A 19592-nucleotide genomic window follows, 5' to 3' on the forward strand; every position below is an offset into this window, starting at 1 on the left:
CAGGACGCCGACCGGCGCCACCGCATTACGAGCAGCCCGCCCACCGCAGCGCCATCCCCCTGGAACCGGTCGCGGTCGCGATGGCCGTTCGCTGCCACGAGTCCACCGGATTCCCGGCGCACCAGCCTGCCGTCGTCCGGACGCCGGAGCGGACTGGTATATACCTGACTGAGGATCAGCTCACCCGAGGCTACGGAGGTCACGACATGGTGAAACGCCTCGGACTGGTCGTCCACGAGGGCCGCCCGGCGGCCCGCGCGGCCGCCGACGCGGTCCGCGCCTGGTGCGTCGCCCAGGGCGTGGCCTGCGCCGACATCGACGTCTGGCGCGAGGACCGGCCCCGGCGCAGCGGACAGGAGGAGGCCGCCGCGGCCGGCCACCCCGATCTGATCGTCACCCTGGGCGGCGACGGTACGTTCCTGCGCGGCGCGCGGATCGCGGCGAAGGACGGCGTGCAGGTCCTCGGAGTCGACCTCGGCAGGGTCGGGTTCCTCACCGAGGTCCCGGTCGACCAGGTCATCCAGGCGCTGGACGCGGTGCTGCTGGGGCAGGCCCGGATCGAGGAGCGGATGACGCTCACCCTGCGGACCTCCCGTCCGCTGGAGATCCCCGAGGGCATGGAGGCGCTGCTGCGCGCCGGGCGTGGGCCCACCCTGCCGCCGCCGGCGCCGGCCGAGGAGGAGCAGGGCGACGGCTGGGGCGTCGCGCTGGACGTCACCGCGCTGAACGACGTCGTCCTGGAGAAGCTGGCCCGGGACCGGCAGATCAGTCTGGCCGTCTACCTTTCCGGCCGCCACCTGGTCTCGTACTCCGCCGACGCGGTCATCGTGGCCACCCCGACCGGCTCCACCGCCTACAGCTTCGCGGCCGGCGGCCCGGTCCTCTCGCCCCGACTGAACGCCCTGGTCCTCACCCCGGTGGCACCGCACATGGCCTTCGACCGGACGGTCGTGGCCGCCGCCGACGAACCGGTCGCGGCCCGGATCCTGCCGCACTCCGGGCCGGTCGCGGTGAGCATCGACGGGGAGTTGCGCGGGGTGCTGCAGCCGGGGGACTGGGTCGGCGTCTACCAGGCACGGACCCGGCTGCGGATGGTCCGGCTCGGCCCCACCGACTTCTACCGCAGGGTGCGCGAGCGCTTCCGGCTCACCGACGCCCCCGCGACCGCCGTCGACGGCGAGGCGCCGCCGCTGTTCCCCCCGCCCACCTCCGACCTGCCCGAGGACATGGCCGGGCTGCAACTGCCGCCCTACCAGCCCTGAACCGCGACATCGGGACGGAGCAGCGCGCCGCCGGCGCCGCCGAGCAGCGCGCCGCCGCTCTCCGGGCCGGCTGGGCGCGGGAGGCCGGGACGGCTACCGGGCGGGCGCCGCCGCCGAGGCCCGCAGCCGCTCCGCCACCACGGCGGCCACCGTGGCGAGTTGCGGGACCAGGTAGAAGTGGTCGCCCGGCAGGACGTCGTGGCGGAAGGAGCCGGAGGCGGCCTCGGCCCAGTGGGCCGCCTCCGCCGGGTCGACCGCGCGGTCCTCCGCGCCGGTGAGGACGGTGAGGTCCACCCGCAGCGGCGGCGTGACCGGGGTCGGACGGTGGGTCTCGGACATCCGGTAGTCGCTGCGGATGATGGGGAGGAACAGCTCGCGCAGCTCCGGGTCGTCCAGCACCTGGCCGTTGACCCCGCCGTTGCTGCGCAGCACCTCGCAGAACTCCTCGTCCGGGAGCTGGTGCACCATCCGGCCGCGCGGCCGGTGCGGCGCCTGGCGGGCGGAGGCGAACAGGTGCACCGGGCGGATGCGCGGACGCACCGGTGCCTGCTCGGACTCCAGCACCCGGAGCATTTCGTAGCCGATGCCGGCGCCCATGCTGTGGCCGAACACGCCGGTCGGCCGGTCCAGCAGCGGTGCGGAGACGGTGGCCAACTCCCGGGCGAGCGCGCCCAGGTCGTCCGGCAGCGGTTCACCGGTCCGGCGCTCGCGGCCGGGGTACTGCACCGCCCAGGCCTCGATGTCCGGCGGCAGCGCGGCGGGCCAGTCGCGGAACAGCGACGAGGAACCGCCCGCGTGCGGCAGCAGGATCAGCCGCAGCGGGGCCGTTGGGCGGGGCTCCAGGCAGCGGAGCCAGGGGACCTGGGGGGACGGGATGGTGGTCATCCGGGCCCATGCTACAGAGCCGGGCGCCCCGGTCGGCGGGGGAGCGGCGCCCTCGCCGGGGCGGCCTCACCCCTGGACCGACGGCCTGACGGTCTGTCGGTCCAGCGGGACCGGGGCGGGGGCGTGTCCGAAGGTTGCCCCGGCGCCGTCGCCGTAGCTGAGCCACGCGCCCAGCGGCGGCTGCCGACCGATGCCCGGCAGGCGGAAGTCGCACACCCCGGAGGGGAAGACCGAACGCAGCTCGGCCCGCTGCCCGGCGGAGAACGTCACCCGGTAGCCGGAGAAGTCGACCGGGCGCAGCCGGCACTTCAGCGTGTCCGCCGCGAGCGGGCCGCCGGCGACCTGGCGGGGGGTGGCGCCGACCGGGTAGAGCGCTGCGCACGGGCCCGTCGCCGGGTCGGTGACGGGGGCGGCGACGCGGTGCGAGGCGTCCAGGTAGCAGCCGTCGGCCAGGCCGGACGGCCGGTCCGCAGTGACCTTCTGCGCCCGGGTGCGGTGGGAGCCGTCGGCCTCGACGGCCGCCAGCCACTGGTCCATGGCGTGCAGGGCGTACGCGCCGGCGGCGGCAGCCTGGTCGGGGACGGGCCGGTTCTCGATGACGACCTGGTCGGCGGAGCCGCCGTCGGCCTGTCGGAGGCGCGCCCGCATGGCGAAGGACCACTGGGTGGTGTGGATGTCGTTGAGGACCCCGGACCGGTCGAGGTCCTCGCGCTGGTCGATGACCGGGGTGTCGGCCAGGCCCAGGGAGCCGCTGGTGACCAGGTCGTCGCGGTAGGCGGCGTCGAGGGCCGCGGCGGAGGCGACGGAGCGCCGGGGCGTCGGCCGTCCCAGCGGGTCGAGGCCGCCGATGTCGTGGTTGAGGGCCAGGAACTGACGGACCGTGATCAGACCGCGGTTGAGCGCCTCCAGCCCGTACTGGACGCCGGTGTTGTCCAGCGGGCTGTTGGCGAAGCCGGTGGCCGGATCGGTGCCCAGCTGGTTCGCCAGCTGCTGGGTGAGGCTGCACTTGAGGCCGCCCGGGGCGGTGACGGCGTTCCACTGGGCCGAGGCCGGGATCGCGCTGTCCGGTGCGATCAGCTGCCGGTTGCAGCTGCCGGTCGGGGTGAGCCGGTCGGAGAAGAAGGCGTCCCAGGACCGGCAGCTGTCCTCGTCGGTGAAGCCGGACACCGCCCGGCGCTGGGCGGCGCCGAACGAGGAGCCTTCCCCCGCCCGCGCGTAGAAGGCATCGAGCAACCGGCAGTCGGCGACCGTCGTCGCCACGCTGAGCGGGTCGGTGAACGAGATGCTCGGAACGATGCCGTCCAGGATCCCCGGATAGGCGTCGGCGATGTCGTACTGCTGGATGGCGCCGCCGGAGCCGCCCCAGCCGATGGTGTGGCGCACCGGCCCGTAGACGTCGACGAAGTGCTCCTTGACCATCATCGCCGCCTCCGCCGACAACGGGATGTCGCAGTTCTGGTCGAGCACGTTGAGGGTGGAGGAGGCGACGGCGAAGCCCTGCGAGAGCAGTTGGTCGTCGAGCACCCCGCCGGTGGTGTCGCCCTGGTGGTAGCCGCCGTTGCAGCCGCCGCCGAAGGTGTAGACGAGCTTGCCGTTCCAGCCGGCGTCCCGGCGGAACGGGGACGGATCGCCGCCGCCGTAGAGGACCGCGGTCTGGTACACGGCCCGGTCGACGGTTCCGGTCTCCAGCCGGACGACGTACGGGACCGGCCTGCCGTCGACGGAGGCCTCGGCCAGATCCGCGGGCCGGCTGCGCGGGTCGGCGAGGACCTTGAAGGTTCCGGCGGCGGTCCGGTACCGGTAGCCGACGGTGGTCGGCGCCGAGCAGTCGGGCTGCGCGGAGGGCGCGAGCCCGAAGGCCGGGGTCTCGCAGAAGTAGGGGTGTTGTTGCGGGCCGGAGAAGACGGGACCGCTGATCGGGTGGTCGGTGATCCGCAGCAGCGCGGTGCGGCCTCCGGCCCAGGCAGCCAGGGTGTTGATCCCCGGCCGCAGCCCGGTCACCAGGCCCAGCCAGCCGCCGTCGGGGCCGGGCCGGAAGGCTCCGCTGACGGTACGTCCGTTCAGCGTGATCCGGGGCCGGTCGCCGCTGCCGGACGGCGCCTCCACCCTGACCAGGGTCCGGCTGCCGCTGATGAGTTGCGGGTGCGGGTTGGCCACGGTGCTGATGACCGGGAGGGTCGAGCTGTCCGGGCGCAGCAGGGGACCGGCGGGGCCCGGGAGGCCGGCGGTCACGGCGGCCACGGCCCCCACGACCGCGCCCAGGGCGGCGAACAGGTGCGGACGGCGCGGTCGTCCCAAGGCTGGATCCCTTCTGGCGGGCCGTTGAACCGGAGGGGATCGTTCCACCCGCTGCGACAGCGGAAACCTCGGCATCGACCTGCGGCCCAGCCGGACCCGCGGCCGTCCTGGCGCGGGGGCGACCGGTGCTCGGCGACCACGTCGTCGTCCGCCGCGCCGGCGAGGTGATCCCGCGGGTGGAGGGCGCGGTCACCACCCTCCGCACCGGCGCGGAGCAGCCCGTCGACCTCCCCGACGGTTGCCCGCGCTGCGGGTCCGACATCGACCGCAGCCAGGAGCGCCGGCGCTGCGCCGGCCGCCCCGGCGGCGTGGCAGAGCCACCGTCAGAACCGGCCCCGGACTGCGAGAGCGACATTTCGCCCATAGTCTGCACCCATGGTGTTCCTGGGGGACAGGTGGGCGCCGGGCGGCGCTCCGCCTCTGACCTGGAAGGCGGCGTGGTGACGTCAGGCTCGTTCACCGCCCTCGGCGACGGTACTCGGTCCCTGCTCGGACCGATGTCCGGTCGCCCGGTCGCCGAGGAGGGGTCGCCCCGTGGGTGACGCCGTCGGTCAGATGCTGGCCTCGGCGGTCGGCATCGCCATCAGCCCGATCCCGCTCATCGCGATCGTGCTGATGCTCGCCACCCCGCGCGGACGCTCCAACGGCACGGCCTTCGCCCTGGCCTGGCTGCTGACCCTGGGCGTGGTCAGCACGGTGGTGGTGCTGGCCGGCTCCGGCGGCGGCGCCCACGGCAGCGGCGGACCGGCGACCTGGACGTCCTGGGTCAAGCTCGGGCTCGGCGTGCTGTTCCTGCTGCTCGGAGTCAAGCAGTGGACGGGGCGTCCGAAAGAGGGTCAGGAGGCGGAGCTGCCGGGCTGGATGAAGACCATCGACGGCTTCACCCCGGCAAAATCGGCGGGCCTGGCCGCCGTCCTGGCAGGACTGAACCCGAAGAACCTGGTGCTGGCCGTCGGCGGCGCCCTGTCCATCGCCTCCAGCCCGGCCTCGGTCGGCGGCAAGACGGTGGCCACGGTGCTGTTCGTGCTGATCGGCTCGCTCTGCACGCTGCTGCCGCTGGGCGTCTACCTGCTCGGCGGCGACCGGGCGGCCGGCACCCTGCAGTCCTGGAAGGCCTGGATGGCCGCCCACAACGGAGCGATCATGACCGTGCTGCTGGTGGTCCTGGGCGCCAAGTACGTCGGCGACGCGCTCAGCACGCTGACGTCCTGAGCGTCGACGGGTGGGGTCGTTGCCGGGTGGCTCCACCACATGGGGGTGGCGCCGCCGAGCCAGTTCTCGTCCGTGCCGGTCCGGGCCCGGTGGCCGGTGACGCCCAGGAACCAGCCGCCCGGCCGCCGGCCGCGGCCAGGCGGCGATCCGGGGACCCCGGTGCCGCAGCCGACGTCGAGGACCGTGCTCGAACCAGGGATCCGGGCGAGCAGCTCCTCGATGTCCATGCCGGCGCACCGTAGTGGGCCCCGACGGTGCGACGCGACACCTTTTCGCGGGGGCGCGGGCCTGGGCGCGGGCCGAGGGAAACCCGGTTGCGACCGGTACCCGGGGGGATGCGAGGATCGGCAGATGGAGCACACCATCAGGGCTGTACAGCCGGAAGACTGGACCAGGGCCAAGGCACTGCGACTGGACGCGCTACGGGATCCGGTGGCGAGCATCGCCTTCGTCGACACCTACGAGCAGGCCGCGGGCCGACCCGACGAGTTCTGGCAGGGTCGTGCCGCCCAGTCCGGCGAGGGCACGACCTTCCGACAGTTCGCCGCGGAGGCCGCGGACGGGAGCTGGCTCGGCTCACTCTCCGTGCTCGTCGAACGGGCCGGTGTGGAGACCTTCTTCGCGGACGTCCCGGAGGTGGCGCAGACGCACATCGTCGGCGTCTTCCTCCGCCCCGAAGCGCGTGGCACCGGCCTCGCGGTGGAGCTCTTCCAGGCCGCCCTGGACTGGTCCTGGTCGCTGACCGAGCCGGTGGTCGAGCAGGTCAGGCTCTTCGTGCACGAGGACAACGCCCGCGCGGAGGCCATGTACCGCAAGGTCGGCTTCAAGCACACCGGCCACTCGGTCCCCGCCGTCGACCCCACGGCCAGCGACCACGAACTCGTGCTCCTCCGCAGTTGACGGCCGGACGGCGGCTCCGGGCGCTGCCGGGGGTCGTGGCATCCTGTGGCGGTGCTTCTACGTGATCATGTGAACAGTGTCGGCCTGCGCCCGTTGCGGTACCAGTTCGCCTCGCCCTGCCGGGACCCGTACGACGACAACTGGCTGATCATCGCCGGTGAGGTGGCGACCCCCGGGGGCAGCTGGTCCTTCGCCGAGCCGTGTCTGCTGACCGACGAGGCCCGGTCGATACCCGGCTGGCTGCGTGCGGTCGCGGCCGGGCGGGTGCAGGCCACCGACCCCGACCCCGAGGGCGGGTCGGCGCCGGCCCTGTCCTTCATGGAGCCGTGCCTGGCCTTCAGCCTGGCGGATCGGGACGACGACGGCGGCGCGGTGGTGCGGGTCCACCTCTCGCTGGAGGCGGCGCCGCCGTGGCAGCGGGACGAGGAGGGCGAGTACCTGTACGAGTTCACCGTCGACGTGCACCTCGACAGCGAGGCGCTGCTCGGGGCTGCGGACGGCTGGAGTGCGGAGCTGTCGCCCTTTCCGGTCCGCTGACCGACCGTCCGGGGCGGGCCCGACCGCCCGCGGGCACCTCTGGGCGTCCCCGGATCAGACCTGGCCGGATCAGTCCTGCTCCTGCTGGTGGGGGCCGGAGATGAGGTCGATGAGCCCGTGGGGCGAGTCGTCGCCGAGGCAGAGGTCCAGGGTCTGGTGCGCCTCCACGGCCACCGACCCGCTGCGCGGAAACATCGCCTCTTCGTAGGCGCGGAGCGCCGCTTCGATGTCGTCGCGGTGCGCGGCGATCGCCCTGCCGAGCTCGGCGCCGTCGAACATCGCCAGGTTCGCGCCGTCCCCGGACGGCGGCATCAGGTGCGCCGCGTCACCGAGGAGCGTCACTCCGGGCACGCGGTCCCACCGGTGTCCGTTCGGGAGTGTGTAGATCATGCGGGGGACCGGCGCGGTCTCGCCGTCGGTGATCAGCGCGGTGAGCTCCGGCGCCCAGCCGTCGAACTCGGCCGCGACCCGTGCGGTCGCGGTGGCGGCATCGGTGAAGTCGATCCCGGCCACCCACTCGGCGGGGCGGTTGAGCTGGACGTAGGTGTGCAGGACGTTCCCCGCCTCGCGGTGGGCGGTGATGCCCTTGCCCGGGGTGAGGGCGAACATCGCGCCGTCGCCGACCGCTGCGGCCGCCGCCGGGTGCCGTTGGTCGGCCTCGAACAGGTAGGTCTCGATGAATGTCGTGCCGACGTACTCGGGCTCGGCGTCGGAGAGCAGCGGCCTGATCCTCGACCAGGCGCCGTCGGCGCCGACCAGGAGGTCGGTGGTCACGGTCGACCCGTCCGCGAAGGCCAGCTCGTGCCGGCCGTCGCCGAGGGACCGGACCCCGGTGACCTTGCGCCCCCACTGGATCGTCCCGTCGGGCAGGGAGTCGAGCAGAATCCGGCGGAGGTCGCCGCGCAGCACCTCGGGGCGCCCGCCGGTGCCGTTGTCGGGCTCGTCCAGCAGCACCTTGCCCTGCGGGTCGAGCGCCCGGGCGGCCTCGCCGCCCTCGTGGATGATGGCGCGGAACCGGTCGGTCAGGCCGGCCGCTTCGAGCGCGATCTGGCCGTCGTGCTCGTGGATGTCGAGCTGGCCGCCCTGGGTGCGGGCGCCGGCGGAGGGCTCGCTCTCGTAGATGGTCGCGGTGATGCCGTGGACGTGGAGGACGCGGGCGAGGACGAGGCCGCCGAGGCCCGCACCGACGATCGTCACCTGAGTGGTCATGATGGCTCCTTGCCTGGTGGGTCGCGCCTGCCGGGCGGATCACCCGACGGGCCAGCTCTCTGGAATGTTGTTCCACCACCAGACTGGAACCTCGTTCCAGAGATGTCAAGCTGGAACGGGGTTCCAGGCGTGTGCCAGGATGGAGGCATGGCAACCAGGACCCGTCGCGCAGAGCGACGAGAGGAGCCGCTCTCCCGGGAGCGCATCGTCGAGACCGCGATCGGGCTCCTCGACTCGGCGGGCGAGGGCGGACTCACGTTCCGCGTGCTGGCCGAGCGCCTGGCCACCGGGCCCGGTGCGATCTACTGGCATGTCGCCGGCAAGGACGAACTGCTGAGCGCCGCGACCGACGCGGTCGTCGCCGACGCCATGACCGCCGACACCGCGGACTCGACGCCGCAGGACGCGATCCGTGCCGTCGCGCTCGGCGTGTTCGACGCGATCGACGCCCACCCGTGGATCGGCGCCCAGCTCGTCCGAGCGCCCGAGAAGACGCCGATGCTGCGGGCCTTCGAACACATCGGGCGCCAGGTCCAGGCGCTCGGGGTGCCCGGCGCCGCCCAGTTCACCGTCGCCTCCGCGCTCTGGAGCTACATCCTCGGGGTGGGCGGGCAGAACGCGGCCAATGCCCGCGCGGTCCGGCCGGACACGAACCGGGACGAGTTCCTCGGCTCCGTCGCGGCCGCCTGGGAGAACCTCGACCCCGAGGAGTACGCCTTCACCCGAAGCGTCGCCGGCCGGCTGCGCGACCACGACGACCGGGTGGAGTTCCTGGCCGGCATCGACCTGATCCTGGCCGGCATCGCGGCCCGTCCGTAGTCGTCGACCCGAGGGGCCGGCTTCGCGGCCTGCGGGCCGGGCCGTGCTGCGTCGCCGACGACGGCCGGTCGGAGGAGAGCTGTCCCAGCCGGTCGCGGCGGCGCGTCAGCTCGGCGGTCTCGGCGCGGGTCCGAGTGTGTCGAACCGGGGCGGACGTCCACCAGGCTGCCGGGCTCGGCCCTCCGCCTCCGGCCGACGCCCGGGGCGTGGAAAGCGTCCGCCATCTCGATGAAACTGTCGGGCAGGACGGCGCGTGGCTCTTGGCCGAGCGCTGTCCGGTGGTCGACTGGACCGGGACCCGGCCCAGCACGCCCTGATCGCGGCGGGTCCGCCGCAACGAGGCAGACGAGGCAGGAGCGTCAGCGGATGACGGACGAAGGCGCCCCGGCCGCAGCCGGCGAGGTGACGCTCCGGCAGCGGCTGCGGCGACAGCTGTGGCAGCCGCCGCGCGCCCACGGCGAGCAGCCGCGGGAGCGCGTGGTCGGGCCGCTGGAGCTCTTCTACGACCTGGTGGTGGTCGTCCTGGTCGCCCAGGCGGCCCACCACCTGGCGGGGAAGCTCACCTGGCGCGGCCTCGGCGAGTACGCCTCGGTCTTCGGACTGGTGTGGATCGCCTGGGTCAACGGGAGTCTCCACCACGAGCTGCACGGTCACGACGACGCCCGGGCCCGCAGCACCTTCCTGCTCCAGATCCTGATCCTGGTGCCCCTGGGAGCCTTCATCCCCGAGGCGGGCGGCGAGCGGGGAGCGGCCTTCGCCGTCTCCGCCGGGAGCCTGTTCGCGGTGCTGGCGCTGCTGTGGCTGCTGGCCTCGCGCGGCGACCGGCCCGAGTACCGACGCTCCAGCCGACTCTTCGTCGCCGGAACGGTCTTCTGCGCCGTCGTCCTGGGCGCCAGCGCGCTGCTGCCCGCCGTCTCCCGGGTCTGGACCTGGGGTCTGCTGGACGTGGCCTACCTGGTCGGCTTCGGCACCGTCGTCCTCGGAGCGACATCCGGGGCGGCCGCCACGTTCACCGTCACCGACGCCCTCATCGAGCGGTTCGGGCTGCTCATCATCATCGTGCTCGGCGAGACCGTGACCGGCGTGGTGAGCGGGCTCGCGGCCGAGCCGGTCAGCGTGCTGGAGGTCGCGGTCGCGCTGGTCTCGGTGGTGGTCGGCTTCGGCGCCTGGTGGACGTACTTCGACTTCGCCGGCCACCGCGAGCCGCGGCAGACCCCGACCGCCACCCTGCGGTGGATGCTCGCCCACCTGCCGCTCACCGCCGCGGTGGCCGCGATGGGCGCGGCGATGGTCAGCCTGGTCGAGCACGCCCATGCCGCACGCACTCCCGCAGCCACCGCCTGGGTGCTCTGCGCCGCCGCCGCGGTCGTCCTGCTCAGCACCATGCTCGTGGCCAGCGGCCTCGAAGCCTGGCGCAGCAGAAGCGGACTGTACCGGCCGCTCTCCCGCACCAGCGGGGCGGCGGCCGTCGCCTGCCTCGGGCTGGGCGCGGCCCGCCCGGCCCCGATCGTGCTCGGCCTCGTCCTGGTCGTGCTCTTCAGCATCCCGTGGGGACTCGCCGTCGGCTACCGGCTCCGCCGGCCGGACGACGCCGAGGAGTAGTCGCCGCTCAGCCGTTGAGCATGCCCATCATCTCGGGCGCGTAGCGGTCGCCGGTGACCACGCCGCGCGGGGCGACCGCCTCGATCGCGGCGATGTCCTCGGCGGTCAGGGTCAGCCGGGTCGCGGCGACGTTCTCCTCCAGGTAGCGGCGGCGCTTGGTCCCGGGGATGGCGACGGCGCCCTGGTGCCGGACCCACGCGAGCGCGAGCTGGGAGGGCGTGACCTCCTTGTCGTCGGTGGCGCCGTAGAAGGCGCTCATGCCCATGCAGCCGAGGCCTCCAACGCCACCAAGGCCCGGTTGCTCGACGCCGCCTTCGCTGAGTTCGCCACCTACGGCATCGCCGGTGCCCGGGTCGACCGGATCGCCGAGAGCGCGGGGGCCAACAAGCGGCTGATCTACGTCTACTTCGGCAACAAGGAGCAGCTGTTCGACGAGGTGCTGCAACGGGCGCTGACGGCGGGTGCGGAGTCCGTGCCGTTCGACGCCGGGGACCTGCCCGGCTATGCCGGCGCGATCTTCGACCATCTGGTCGCCCGGCCGGAGCTGATGCGCCTGCGGCTGTGGAAGCTGCTGGAGCGCCCCTCCGCCACCGGGATCGAGCCCGACGCCTTCCTGGGCAAGACCGTCGCGCTGGCCGACGCGCAGCAGCGTGGCGACGTCGCCCGGGAGATGGAGCCCGCCGATCTCCTGACCGTGGTTCTCGCCATGGCCCAGGCCTGGTTCTGGGCCGACGAAGGCGTCGAGGCGGGCGAGGACGGCCTCGGCCGGTCGCCGCAGCGGCTGGCGCTGCACCGCGCGGCAGTGGTCGAGGCCGTCCGTCGGATCAGCGAGCCGAAGTCCTGACGGGAGGCGTCAGCGCGGGGTGAGGAGGCAGAACTCGTTGCCCTCCGGGTCGGCCAGGACCGTCCACGGCACGTCGCCCTGGCCGACGTCGGCGGGCGTCGCGCCGAGCGCCCGCAACCGGGCTGCCTCGGCCGCCTGATCGTCGCCGGGGTACGGGCGGAGGTCGAGATGGATGCGGTTCTTCACGGTCTTCGCGTCGGCTGTGCGGAGGAACTCCAGATAGGGGCCGACGCCCTTGGCGGAGCGCAGCACCGCGAGCTCGTCGGTCACCTGGTGCAGGGTCCAGTCCATCGCCTCGCCCCAGAACCGGGCCATGGCCCGCGGATCCGCGCAGTCGACCACCACCGCGGCCATGGGACCGGTGTCCCGGTAGATCTCCCGGGGCTCCAGCACGCAGAACTCGTTGCCCTCCGGGTCGGCCAGGACCGTCCACGGCACGTCGCCCTGGCCGACGTCGGCGGGCGTCGCGCCGAGCCCCCGGAGCCGCGCCACCAGCTCTGCCTGATGGGCCGCAGAGGTGGTGGCAAGGTCGACGTGCACCCGGTTCTTCACCGTCTTGGGTTCCGGGACGCGAAGGACGTCGACGCAGACGGCGGCGGGGTCGGGGTAGGTCAGGCCCACGGGTTCGAGGTTGGTCACCCCGGGCTCCTCGCTGTCCACGCCCCAGCCGAGCGCCTCCGCCCAGAACCGGCCGAGTACGGAGTCGTCCTGAGCATTCATCGCAATTTGAACCAGCCGTGTCGCCATGCCGCAGAGCCTATGCACACCGCCGAACAGAGATCAACTCCCGCCGCCGACCGCAGTGCCCGACGGCGCGGCGTCACACCAGGTTCTTGCTCAGGAACACGCGGCTGGTGCCGGGCGGGTCGCAGGGGATTTCACCGAAGACCTCCCAGCCGTGGCGCCGGTAGAAGTCGGGCGCCTGGAAGCTGATGGTGTAGAGCACCGCCCGGCGGCAGCCGCGTCGACGGCCCTCGGCCTCCGCCTGTCGGAGGATCTCGCTGCCCAGCCCGGAACCGCGCAGCTCCGGCGGCAGGTGGAACAGGTCCACGAAGAGCAGGCCGAGTGACGTCCGGCCGGTCAGGCCGCCGAGGACGCGGTGGGTCTGCGGGTCCCGGAGCAGCACAGCCAGTGGCCGACGGTCGTCGACGCCTGCCGCCTGGACGTTGAACGCGTCGAGTGCGTCCGAGACCAGCGCGACCTCCTCGGCCGTGGGCGCGTCGGTCACGACGATCTCGGGCAGGGGAGCGGTGTCGAGGGCGAACGGCCGCTCCGCACCGTCGGAGGAGGGCCGGAGGGGGTTCGTCGTGGTCGGATCGTTCATGGCCCGACCGTAGCCGGTGGCACTGACATCGCAGCGCGGCGGGGATGATGGTCCGCGCGAGGCACGGCGCGGGCGAGTTCATCCGGGGGAGACGGCAGTGGTCGAGGTGGAGCGGGACGGGGCGTTCAGCGTCAACTGCGTCGGGTCGGCGCGGCTGCCGTTCCCGATGAGCTTCAGTGTCCGTGAGGTTGACGGTTCGTGGATGATCAGCGCGGCGGCGGCCCGGGCCGGAGAGCTGATCGACGTGCTCACCCGCACCGCGAACGACACGGTCGTGGTGGTGAACCTGGCGACCAACAGCTTCCTGGACGAGGACTACCGGCCATGGCGGCCGTCCCTGATCGCAGCCGAACAAGGCGTCGACTGCACCGTCCACCCGGTCGGGGCGTGGGCCTCCGACTCGATCGGGCTCGGCGAGGAGTTCCTGCTGCTGCACCGGAGCGGCCTGCCCCGATTCCTGGGCGGCGGCTGGTCGCCCTACGAGCTGTCGATGGTCGATCTGCCGGCGGGCGCGACCCCCGGGCAGCTCGATGAGCTCGCCCTGGTCATCGGCACGGCCGGCGCCGAGCCGGTGCTCCCTCGGCTGGAGGGCTCGCGCCTCCGGTTCTCGGGACACGACGACTGCTACCTGGCGGTGGAATCGACGGATCCGGCCATGCCCCCGTCGGTCCTGGGACGACTGCTGGCCCTGCTGGCCGGGTCCGCTCTGCTCGGCACCGGTGGCGCCCCGTCGGTGCGGGTCCCGGAACCGGACGCCGCGCTGCCGGAGCGGTTGATTGCCCGGAGCCCCCACTGGATCGGAGCCGTCGGGGACGCCACCGCCACCACGGTGACCGTCAAGTTGTCGGCCCTGTCGCAGCGGTGGCGCCTCGGCCGGCGGCCACCGGAGCGGGCCGACTGCACCGCGACACTCGACCTGGCCCACGGCGGGTGGCGGCTCGCCGCCGGTGACAGCAGCCGATGACGCGCGACCACGGCCGCAGCGCGGCGGAGCCGGTGGCTGCAGCCGGCCCGGCGTCGGAGGCGCCGCCGGGGCCCGGCGGCGCCTGTGCGGAGCGGGTCAGCCGATCAGCTTGCTGTACGCGGCGGCGTCGATGAGGTTGTCGGTCGAGGCGCCGTCCGTCAGCTTGATCTTGAACAGCCAGGCCCCGTACGGGTCCGCGTTCACCTCTTCGGGCTCGTCCACCAGCAGCGAGTTGATCTCGATGATCTCGCCGCTGGCCGGGGCGTAGATCTCGGAGACGGACTTGACCGACTCCACGGTGGCGACCGCGTCCCCCAGGGACACGTTCAGTCCCGCCTCGGGCAGTTCCACGAAGACGATGTCACCCAACTGGGACTGCGCGAAGTCGGTGAGACCGACCGTCAGCGTCCCGCCGGCCTCCCGTCGGACCCACTCGTGCTCATCGGTGTACTTGAGGTCAGCAGGGACATTCGACATGCCGTTCTCCCATTGAACATTGACGCACCGTGGATCACCCGTCACGGACGATCACCGGGTACAGCTTGCTGCACCACCGGCACCCTGGGGTCGCATTCGGGCGGCGCGACACGGCACGAACCGTCCGTGGGCCGATCCGCGGCCGGATCGACGCCGGCGCCTACAGCATCCTTCGGTCGTAAGCCATTTGGTGGGCCCGGATCTCGTCCTTGTTGGCGACCGTCCAGGCGTACAGCCGACTGAACGGCTCGCGCAGGGACTCGCCCAGGGGAGTGAGCGAGTACTCGACCCCGACCGGCGAGGTCGGCAGCACGCGGCGCTGGATCATGCCGTTGCGCTCCAGCCGGCGCAGGGTCTGGGTCAGGACCCGATGGGTCACGCCCTCGATACATCGCATGATCTCGTTGAACCGCCGGGGCTGGTCGAGGATGGCCATGACTATCATCGACCATTTGTCGGCGATCTGGTCGAGGATCGGGCGGCACGGGCCGTCCGGACGATAGGTGGTCCCGACGGCGGCAGCGGTCTCGGTAATGGTCATGCCGGTATCCTTTGCGGTCCTTGAAGTGGCGACACGGTGGTGTCCGCCGACCGCGAGGGGCAGAGGGCGGACGATGGGCCCAGGAGATCCTGGCGGCCCTTTCCGGTGCATGGCGCGGCGTATGCGCACCGGTTGCCTGCGCGGTATTCCACGCGCAATGTCGAAGCGGTGCTCTGCAGAGTTCATCGGCGCCTGGCTGCCAAGGGCGGCGGTTGCCCGGTGCGTGGCCGATTCGAATGGGAACTCGGTGCAGGATTGCCGAGGCCGGGCTGCGGTCGGACGGGTGCCGACTCAGCGCGCGGCAGGCCGCCGGACTGTCTCCGGGGGGACGTATGCCGAGTACAGCAGCGGACGCCTGATGGTCCGTCGGTCGACACAAGGGGGGTGTTCCGCGAACGGCAGCTTGACAGTCATAATCCCCCACCACTCATAGCGCAAAACAGGAACCTCGCAGGGGGTCTGTGCATCCCGTGCGAGAAGGGTGTGCTATATGTGTCTGATGTGTCCATGATGTACTTTGGTAATGGTGACTGTCAATCCCCCGAAGTGCGGGCCGTCCTAACTTGGTCCGGACCAACCGAATACGGTTGGCGCGGCCTTTGCGGATGCTCCATTCGGAACTCGGCGGGGAGCGGGTCCCCCGCCGCGGAGCCGCACGACCCCGCGAAGCCGCACAACCTCACCGAAGCCATGTCCGTACCATGCCCCGAGTCGGCGAAGATCGGAAGCCCTGGCGGCGCACTGATCGCTTTTGATGGTACAGCGCCAACTAGGCCGCAAGGTCCGGAACTTGGAACGCCCGTGCGGGGTCATCTCACCGCCGGGAACCGGTCGGGGAGCGCGAACAGCAGATCGTAGAGCGGCCGGCCGGTGCCGTGCCAGATCGACAGCGCGTACACGCTGATCGGGTAGTGGACCCAGCGCGGCGGCGCCCACACCGTGCCGTGCACGATGTCACCCTGGCCGCCGGCGTCGAGGCTCGACGGCACGTCGCCGGAGCTGACGAGCAGGTCCCAGCCCTGCCTCGGCACGGCGAACTCGGCCTCGACCAGCTTTCCGCGCATGCTCGCGCGCAGGATCGTCGACGCCGCGAGGTCGAGCGTCAGCGCGCTGTCGACCAGCATCCGGTCGACCTGGTGCCCGGAGGCGGCCAGCCAGCCGCAGAGGTGGTCGACCGCCGCGTCGAGCAGCTCCGCGGTGGCGTCCCGGGTGGTGATGGCGCGGCACAGCAGCGCCTGGAAGTGCACCTCCTCGGGCACGATCACCTGGTCGCCGATGACCGTCTTCAGCAGCGCCATGTCCAGGTCGGCCGGCTCCCGGTAGGCCACGGCGACATTGCGGGCGACGGCGCGGAGGAACGGGTCGGCACAGTCGTTCAGCAGGAACGACCAGAGCTGCTGGCACAGTTCGACCATGCGGACGCCGGTCGTCGAGTGGATGACCCGCAGCGCGCAGCGCAGCAGGATCTTCTGGAACAGCGTCATGGCCACCCGGAACTCCATGCCACGCACCCATTCCCCGGTGGTCATGGCCTCGTGCGCGACGACGACGTCCGCGATGAGCTCGGGATTGGTGATGTCGCCGGGCATCCAGCGGGTGGTCAGCGCGTGCTTGTCCCGGAAGGCCTCGCGCGAGTACTCGGTGTTGTTGAGCAGCAGCAACGGGTAGATCACCGGCGAGCCGCCGGCGGACAGGACCTCCTCGACACCGTTGAGGTAGGAGTCGAAGGTCTCGCCGGGCAGACCCCAGATCAGGTCGGTGTAGGTGGGCACGTCCAGTTCGCGGAACCGGGAGAGCAGCCGACGGTAGTGGTCGGTGCGGATGTTGGCGCGGTTGGCGATCTTCAGCACATCGGCGTCGAAGGACTGCGCGGACAGCGTGATCGCACCGGTCAGTTCGGCGGCGTGCAGCATGCTCGCGATCTGGACGATGCGCTCGTTGCCGTTCTTCGCCCAGTTCGTGCTGACGATCAGCCGCTTGTCGTAGCGCTTGCTGAGCTCGACGATGTGCTCCGCGATCTGCTGGTCGCGGCCGAGGATGCCGAAGTTCGCGTCCGCGATGAACAGGGTGGCGTCGGTGGGCATCAGCCGGATCAGCCGGTCGAGCTCGGCGAAGATGCGGTCGAGGTCGAACTGGCGCACCTTGGAGTTGGTCGCGCCGCCCCAGTAGCAGAACGCACACCCGTAGGGGCAGCCCCGGTTGGTCTCGTAGACGATCATGGACGAGCCGGTGATCTCCTCGTCGGAGTAGACCGGGGCGAGGATCGGCGAGACGATCTGTTCGAGGTCGGTGATGCGGTCCGCGTCCGGATTGGTGACCACGGCGCCGTCGGACCAGTAGCTGATGCCGGAGATCGAGGAGAGGTCCCCTCCCTCCAGGAAGCAGTGCAGCAGGTCGCGGAAGCGCAGCTCGCCCTCGCCGTGGACCAGCACGTCCAGCCAGGGCGCCTCGGCGAACAGCGGCTCCTGCTGGTAGCTGACGTCGTTGCCGCCGACGACCACCCGGCAGTTCGGCCAGCGCTGCTTCACCTGGCGGGCCAGCTCCAGGGACTGGGCGCGGTTCCAGAAGAACACGGTGAGCGCCACGACGAAGGGCTCGTCCCAGGAGTCGAGCAGTTCCTTGGTCGCCCGCTCCCCGCCGCTCTGCTCGCGCACGCTGATCCGGAAGTCGCAGGCCGCGTCGAGGGCGGGGTCGGCGAGCGAGGTCGCCTTGAGGTACCCGAGGGTGACGCTGTACCGGACGCCCTGCATCGCGGTGAACTCGACGAGCTGTACGGATCTCTTCCCGGCGGGGGCCGGCGTTGCCCGGCTGCCGGGGTCGGCGAAGTAGACCGTGTCCGTGGTGGAGGTCATAGCTACACATCCGTATATGGTCGGCGGAAATGACACTCCCGCGCACTCACTGAGACCGCGCTCAAAGTCTGTTGTGTGCGAGTCACGGTTGCAGTGCCGAGTTGCGGTGTCAATAACGCACTCTCCGCACCGTAGGTATCCCGGAGGATACCGGGCCGGTGCGAAATGATTACCGAGGCGGGATGCGGTGCGAGCGTATATTGACGGCCTCGATGGCCCGCTGTAGCGTCGACCGCGAAACACCCCGGTGGCGCCGGCAGGCCCCGGACCGTATGGGTGAATACCCCAGGCGTCGATCTGGTGGATATCCGGTTGGTAGGGAGTGGTATCGGTGCGCTTCGGGCTTTCCTTTCTTCCTGACTGCACGCCGGAGACGAAATCTCCGCAGACCTATTTCAGCGACGCGCTGGAGTTGTCGATCCAGGCTGAGATGGGCGGTCTGGATTCGGTCAAGATGACCGAGCACTACCTCCATCACTACGGCGGCTACTGCCCGAGCCCGCTGGGATTCCTGTCCGCCGTGGCTGCTCGGACGAGCACGGTCAGATTGATGACCGGATGCGTTCTGCCGGTGTTCCACCACCCGATCCAATTGGCCGCGGAAGCCGCGCAGGTGGATGCGATCAGCGGCGGCCGGCTCGATGTGGGGTTCGCCCGGGCGTATCTGCCCGACGAGTTCGACGCATTGGGCCTGGACATGGACGAGAGCGTCGACCGGTTCCGCGAGACCATTCGCGCGGTCCAGCGGATCTGGACCGAGGAGAAGGTCAGCGAGGAGACCCCGTTCTTCTCCTACCGCGATGTGACCGGACTGCCGCGGCCCACCCAGCTGCCGCACCCGCCGATGTGGGGCGCGGCGGTGCGCACGCCGGAGAGCTTCTCCTGGCTGGGCGCCGAGGGACTGGGGCTGCTGATCACCCCGTTGATCTCGCCGCACGAATTCCGCGACCACCTGACCCTCTACCGCGACGCCTTCCGGGCCGCGCACGGCGGTTCGGCGCTGCGCCCCCGGGTCGCGGCCAGCCTGCCGCTGGTGGTCGCGGACACCGACGAGCACGCGGAGGAGATCGCCGAGACCTATCTGCGCCGCTATCTGGACGTCTGGGCCGAGGCCGTGAGCCCCTGGGACAAGCGGGAATCCTCCGCCTACCGAGGCTATTCCGGGTTCGGCTGGATGCTGCGCGGCATGCAGACCACCAAGCTCTACACCGATGGTGGCGCGATCGTCGGATCACCGGCCACGGTCATCGACCGTATTCGCGCGTTCAACCACCACATCGGCGGCGTCGACCAGATCCTGTGGCAGATCGATTTCGGCGCGATGCCGCTCCCCGAAGCTCGGCAGACCTTGCAGCTCTTCTGTGACGAGGTTCTGCCCGAGGTGAAAACCCTGTGACCGGGGCCCCAGGCCCCGTCGCAGCCCACTGACCGAGACGACCGAGGGGAGGAGGTGAATGACATGGAGGGATTCGACGACCTGGTGCTGGACGACAGCTCTTTCGAGCTGGTGGACCTCGGCGCGGTTGTGCCCGAGTCGGTGACGGCTGGTTACGGCCTCACGGAGCTGTCCGCTTCCGGCGGCGCCAGCAGCTGTTGCTGCTGCTGCCCGTGCTGCTCCTGCACCTGATCGGTGCCGGTTCGGCCCACTGACCGAGACGACGGAGGGGAGGAGGTGAATGACATGGAGGGATTCGACGACCTGGTGCTGGACGACAGCTCTTTCGAGCTGGTGGACCTCGGCGCGGTTGTGCCCGAGTCGGTGACGGCTGGTTACGGCCTCACGGAGCTGTCCGCTTCCGGCGGCCAGAGCAGCTGCTGCTGCTGCTGCCCGTGCTGCTCCTGCACCTGATTCCGGTGCTGAATTCT

Annotated in this window: 20 protein-coding genes; 11 read left to right on the forward strand and 9 right to left on the reverse strand. The window is 71.7% G+C overall.

Annotated elements, in window-relative coordinates:
• The first annotated feature begins 206 nt into the window (after window positions 1–206).
• The gene (locus BS75_RS41950) at window positions 207–1262 is read left to right on the forward strand and encodes an NAD(+)/NADH kinase (RefSeq protein WP_034091964.1); all 1056 of its coding nucleotides are present in this window, start codon (window positions 207–209) and stop codon (window positions 1260–1262) included.
• 93 nt (window positions 1263–1355) lie between these two features.
• On the opposite strand, the gene BS75_RS41955 is transcribed toward BS75_RS41950, so the two are convergent.
• Window positions 1356–2147, reverse strand: coding sequence for a thioesterase II family protein (locus tag BS75_RS41955; protein WP_034091965.1), 792 nt, complete (start codon window positions 2145–2147; stop codon window positions 1356–1358).
• Between the two features lie 66 nt (window positions 2148–2213).
• On the reverse strand, window positions 2214–4445 hold the full coding sequence (locus BS75_RS41960) for a DUF6351 family protein (RefSeq protein WP_052070444.1): 2232 nt from the start codon (window positions 4443–4445) through the stop codon (window positions 2214–2216).
• Window positions 4446–4979: 534 nt separating this feature from the next.
• Here BS75_RS41960 and BS75_RS41970 point away from each other — a divergent pair.
• From BS75_RS41970 to BS75_RS41980, 3 genes are all read left to right on the forward strand, one after another.
• Window positions 4980–5657 (forward strand): GAP family protein, encoded by a 678-nt coding sequence (locus BS75_RS41970; RefSeq protein WP_034091967.1) that lies wholly within the window; start codon window positions 4980–4982, stop codon window positions 5655–5657.
• A 351-nt stretch (window positions 5658–6008) separates the two neighbouring features.
• Complete coding sequence (locus BS75_RS41975) at window positions 6009–6557, forward strand: GNAT family N-acetyltransferase (protein ID WP_034091968.1); 549 nt, start codon at window positions 6009–6011, stop codon at window positions 6555–6557.
• 51 nt (window positions 6558–6608) lie between these two features.
• Window positions 6609–7094: a WapI family immunity protein gene (locus BS75_RS41980; RefSeq protein ID WP_034094884.1), complete on the forward strand. Its 486-nt coding sequence runs from the start codon at window positions 6609–6611 to the stop codon at window positions 7092–7094.
• 69 nt (window positions 7095–7163) lie between these two features.
• Here the strand turns inward: BS75_RS41980 and BS75_RS41985 are convergent, their stop codons facing one another.
• Window positions 7164–8303 carry an FAD-dependent oxidoreductase gene (locus tag BS75_RS41985; RefSeq protein WP_034091969.1) on the reverse strand — a complete coding sequence of 380 codons (1140 nt, stop codon included), beginning with the start codon at window positions 8301–8303 and terminating at the stop codon, window positions 7164–7166.
• 147 nt (window positions 8304–8450) lie between these two features.
• On the opposite strand from BS75_RS41985, the gene BS75_RS41990 reads away from it, so the two are divergent.
• A complete protein-coding gene (locus BS75_RS41990; protein WP_034091970.1) occupies window positions 8451–9122 on the forward strand; it encodes a TetR/AcrR family transcriptional regulator in 672 nt (223 codons plus the stop codon).
• Between the two features lie 366 nt (window positions 9123–9488).
• Window positions 9489–10724, forward strand: a complete 1236-nt coding sequence (locus BS75_RS41995) for a low temperature requirement protein A (RefSeq protein WP_042438745.1) — start codon at window positions 9489–9491, stop codon at window positions 10722–10724.
• A gap of 7 nt (window positions 10725–10731) precedes the next feature.
• On the opposite strand, the gene BS75_RS42000 is transcribed toward BS75_RS41995, so the two are convergent.
• Window positions 10732–10983, reverse strand: coding sequence for an aldo/keto reductase (locus tag BS75_RS42000; protein WP_331281466.1), 252 nt, complete (start codon window positions 10981–10983; stop codon window positions 10732–10734).
• Window positions 10984–11022: 39 nt separating this feature from the next.
• On the opposite strand from BS75_RS42000, the gene BS75_RS42005 reads away from it, so the two are divergent.
• Window positions 11023–11568 (forward strand): TetR family transcriptional regulator, encoded by a 546-nt coding sequence (locus BS75_RS42005; protein ID WP_034091972.1) that lies wholly within the window; start codon window positions 11023–11025, stop codon window positions 11566–11568.
• A gap of 9 nt (window positions 11569–11577) precedes the next feature.
• Here BS75_RS42005 and BS75_RS42010 read toward each other — a convergent pair whose 3' ends face one another.
• Both BS75_RS42010 and BS75_RS42015 read right to left on the reverse strand, forming a co-directional pair.
• Window positions 11578–12315 carry a VOC family protein gene (locus tag BS75_RS42010; protein WP_034091973.1) on the reverse strand — a complete coding sequence of 246 codons (738 nt, stop codon included), beginning with the start codon at window positions 12313–12315 and terminating at the stop codon, window positions 11578–11580.
• Between the two features lie 73 nt (window positions 12316–12388).
• Window positions 12389–12892 carry a GNAT family N-acetyltransferase gene (locus tag BS75_RS42015; RefSeq protein WP_081983134.1) on the reverse strand — a complete coding sequence of 168 codons (504 nt, stop codon included), beginning with the start codon at window positions 12890–12892 and terminating at the stop codon, window positions 12389–12391.
• A gap of 97 nt (window positions 12893–12989) precedes the next feature.
• On the opposite strand from BS75_RS42015, the gene BS75_RS42020 reads away from it, so the two are divergent.
• On the forward strand, window positions 12990–13856 hold the full coding sequence (locus BS75_RS42020; protein WP_052070447.1) for a hypothetical protein: 867 nt from the start codon (window positions 12990–12992) through the stop codon (window positions 13854–13856).
• A gap of 96 nt (window positions 13857–13952) precedes the next feature.
• Here BS75_RS42020 and gcvH read toward each other — a convergent pair whose 3' ends face one another.
• From gcvH to BS75_RS42035, 3 genes are all read right to left on the reverse strand, one after another.
• Window positions 13953–14333 (reverse strand): glycine cleavage system protein GcvH, encoded by a 381-nt coding sequence (gene gcvH, locus BS75_RS42025; protein ID WP_034091974.1) that lies wholly within the window; start codon window positions 14331–14333, stop codon window positions 13953–13955.
• Window positions 14334–14493: 160 nt separating this feature from the next.
• Window positions 14494–14874, reverse strand: a complete 381-nt coding sequence (locus BS75_RS42030) for a winged helix-turn-helix transcriptional regulator (protein WP_034091975.1) — start codon at window positions 14872–14874, stop codon at window positions 14494–14496.
• Window positions 14875–15683: 809 nt separating this feature from the next.
• Window positions 15684–17726: a radical SAM protein gene (locus BS75_RS42035; RefSeq protein ID WP_034091976.1), complete on the reverse strand. Its 2043-nt coding sequence runs from the start codon at window positions 17724–17726 to the stop codon at window positions 15684–15686.
• A gap of 331 nt (window positions 17727–18057) precedes the next feature.
• Between BS75_RS42035 and BS75_RS42040 the strand changes: the two genes are divergently transcribed.
• The 3 genes from BS75_RS42040 to BS75_RS48940 all read left to right on the forward strand — a co-directional run bounded on the left by BS75_RS42040 (window position 18058) and on the right by BS75_RS48940 (window position 19575).
• Entirely contained in the window at window positions 18058–19122 is a 1065-nt protein-coding gene (locus BS75_RS42040) for an LLM class flavin-dependent oxidoreductase (RefSeq protein WP_034091977.1), read from the forward strand.
• 63 nt (window positions 19123–19185) lie between these two features.
• The gene (locus BS75_RS48935) at window positions 19186–19353 is read left to right on the forward strand and encodes a thiomuracin/GE37468 family thiazolyl RiPP peptide (protein ID WP_152645976.1); all 168 of its coding nucleotides are present in this window, start codon (window positions 19186–19188) and stop codon (window positions 19351–19353) included.
• Between the two features lie 54 nt (window positions 19354–19407).
• Window positions 19408–19575: a thiomuracin/GE37468 family thiazolyl RiPP peptide gene (locus BS75_RS48940; RefSeq protein WP_156164345.1), complete on the forward strand. Its 168-nt coding sequence runs from the start codon at window positions 19408–19410 to the stop codon at window positions 19573–19575.
• Window positions 19576–19592: the final 17 nt, after the last annotated feature.

The sequence above is a fragment of the Streptacidiphilus albus JL83 genome (genome assembly GCF_000744705.1).
Classification (GTDB): Bacteria; Actinomycetota; Actinomycetes; order Streptomycetales; family Streptomycetaceae; genus Streptacidiphilus; species Streptacidiphilus albus.

Bases quoted from the DNA above. Each gene is read 5' to 3' on its own strand.
- BS75_RS41950 (WP_034091964.1), top strand. From the start codon at position 207: ATGGTGAAACGCCTCGGACTGGTCGTCCACGAGGGCCGCCCGGCGGCC.
- BS75_RS41955 (WP_034091965.1), bottom strand. From the start codon at position 2,147: ATGACCACCATCCCGTCCCCCCAGGTCCCCTGGCTCCGCTGCCTGGAG.
- BS75_RS41975 (WP_034091968.1), top strand. From the start codon at position 6,009: ATGGAGCACACCATCAGGGCTGTACAGCCGGAAGACTGGACCAGGGCC.
- BS75_RS41985 (WP_034091969.1), bottom strand. From the start codon at position 8,303: ATGACCACTCAGGTGACGATCGTCGGTGCGGGCCTCGGCGGCCTCGTC.
- BS75_RS41990 (WP_034091970.1), top strand. From the start codon at position 8,451: ATGGCAACCAGGACCCGTCGCGCAGAGCGACGAGAGGAGCCGCTCTCC.
- BS75_RS41995 (WP_042438745.1), top strand. From the start codon at position 9,489: ATGACGGACGAAGGCGCCCCGGCCGCAGCCGGCGAGGTGACGCTCCGG.
- BS75_RS42000 (WP_331281466.1), bottom strand. From the start codon at position 10,983: ATGAGCGCCTTCTACGGCGCCACCGACGACAAGGAGGTCACGCCCTCC.
- BS75_RS42010 (WP_034091973.1), bottom strand. From the start codon at position 12,315: ATGGCGACACGGCTGGTTCAAATTGCGATGAATGCTCAGGACGACTCC.
- BS75_RS42015 (WP_081983134.1), bottom strand. From the start codon at position 12,892: ATGAACGATCCGACCACGACGAACCCCCTCCGGCCCTCCTCCGACGGT.
- gcvH (WP_034091974.1), bottom strand. From the start codon at position 14,333: ATGTCGAATGTCCCTGCTGACCTCAAGTACACCGATGAGCACGAGTGG.
- BS75_RS42030 (WP_034091975.1), bottom strand. From the start codon at position 14,874: ATGACCATTACCGAGACCGCTGCCGCCGTCGGGACCACCTATCGTCCG.
- BS75_RS42035 (WP_034091976.1), bottom strand. From the start codon at position 17,726: ATGACCTCCACCACGGACACGGTCTACTTCGCCGACCCCGGCAGCCGG.
- BS75_RS48935 (WP_152645976.1), top strand. From the start codon at position 19,186: ATGGAGGGATTCGACGACCTGGTGCTGGACGACAGCTCTTTCGAGCTG.
- BS75_RS48940 (WP_156164345.1), top strand. From the start codon at position 19,408: ATGGAGGGATTCGACGACCTGGTGCTGGACGACAGCTCTTTCGAGCTG.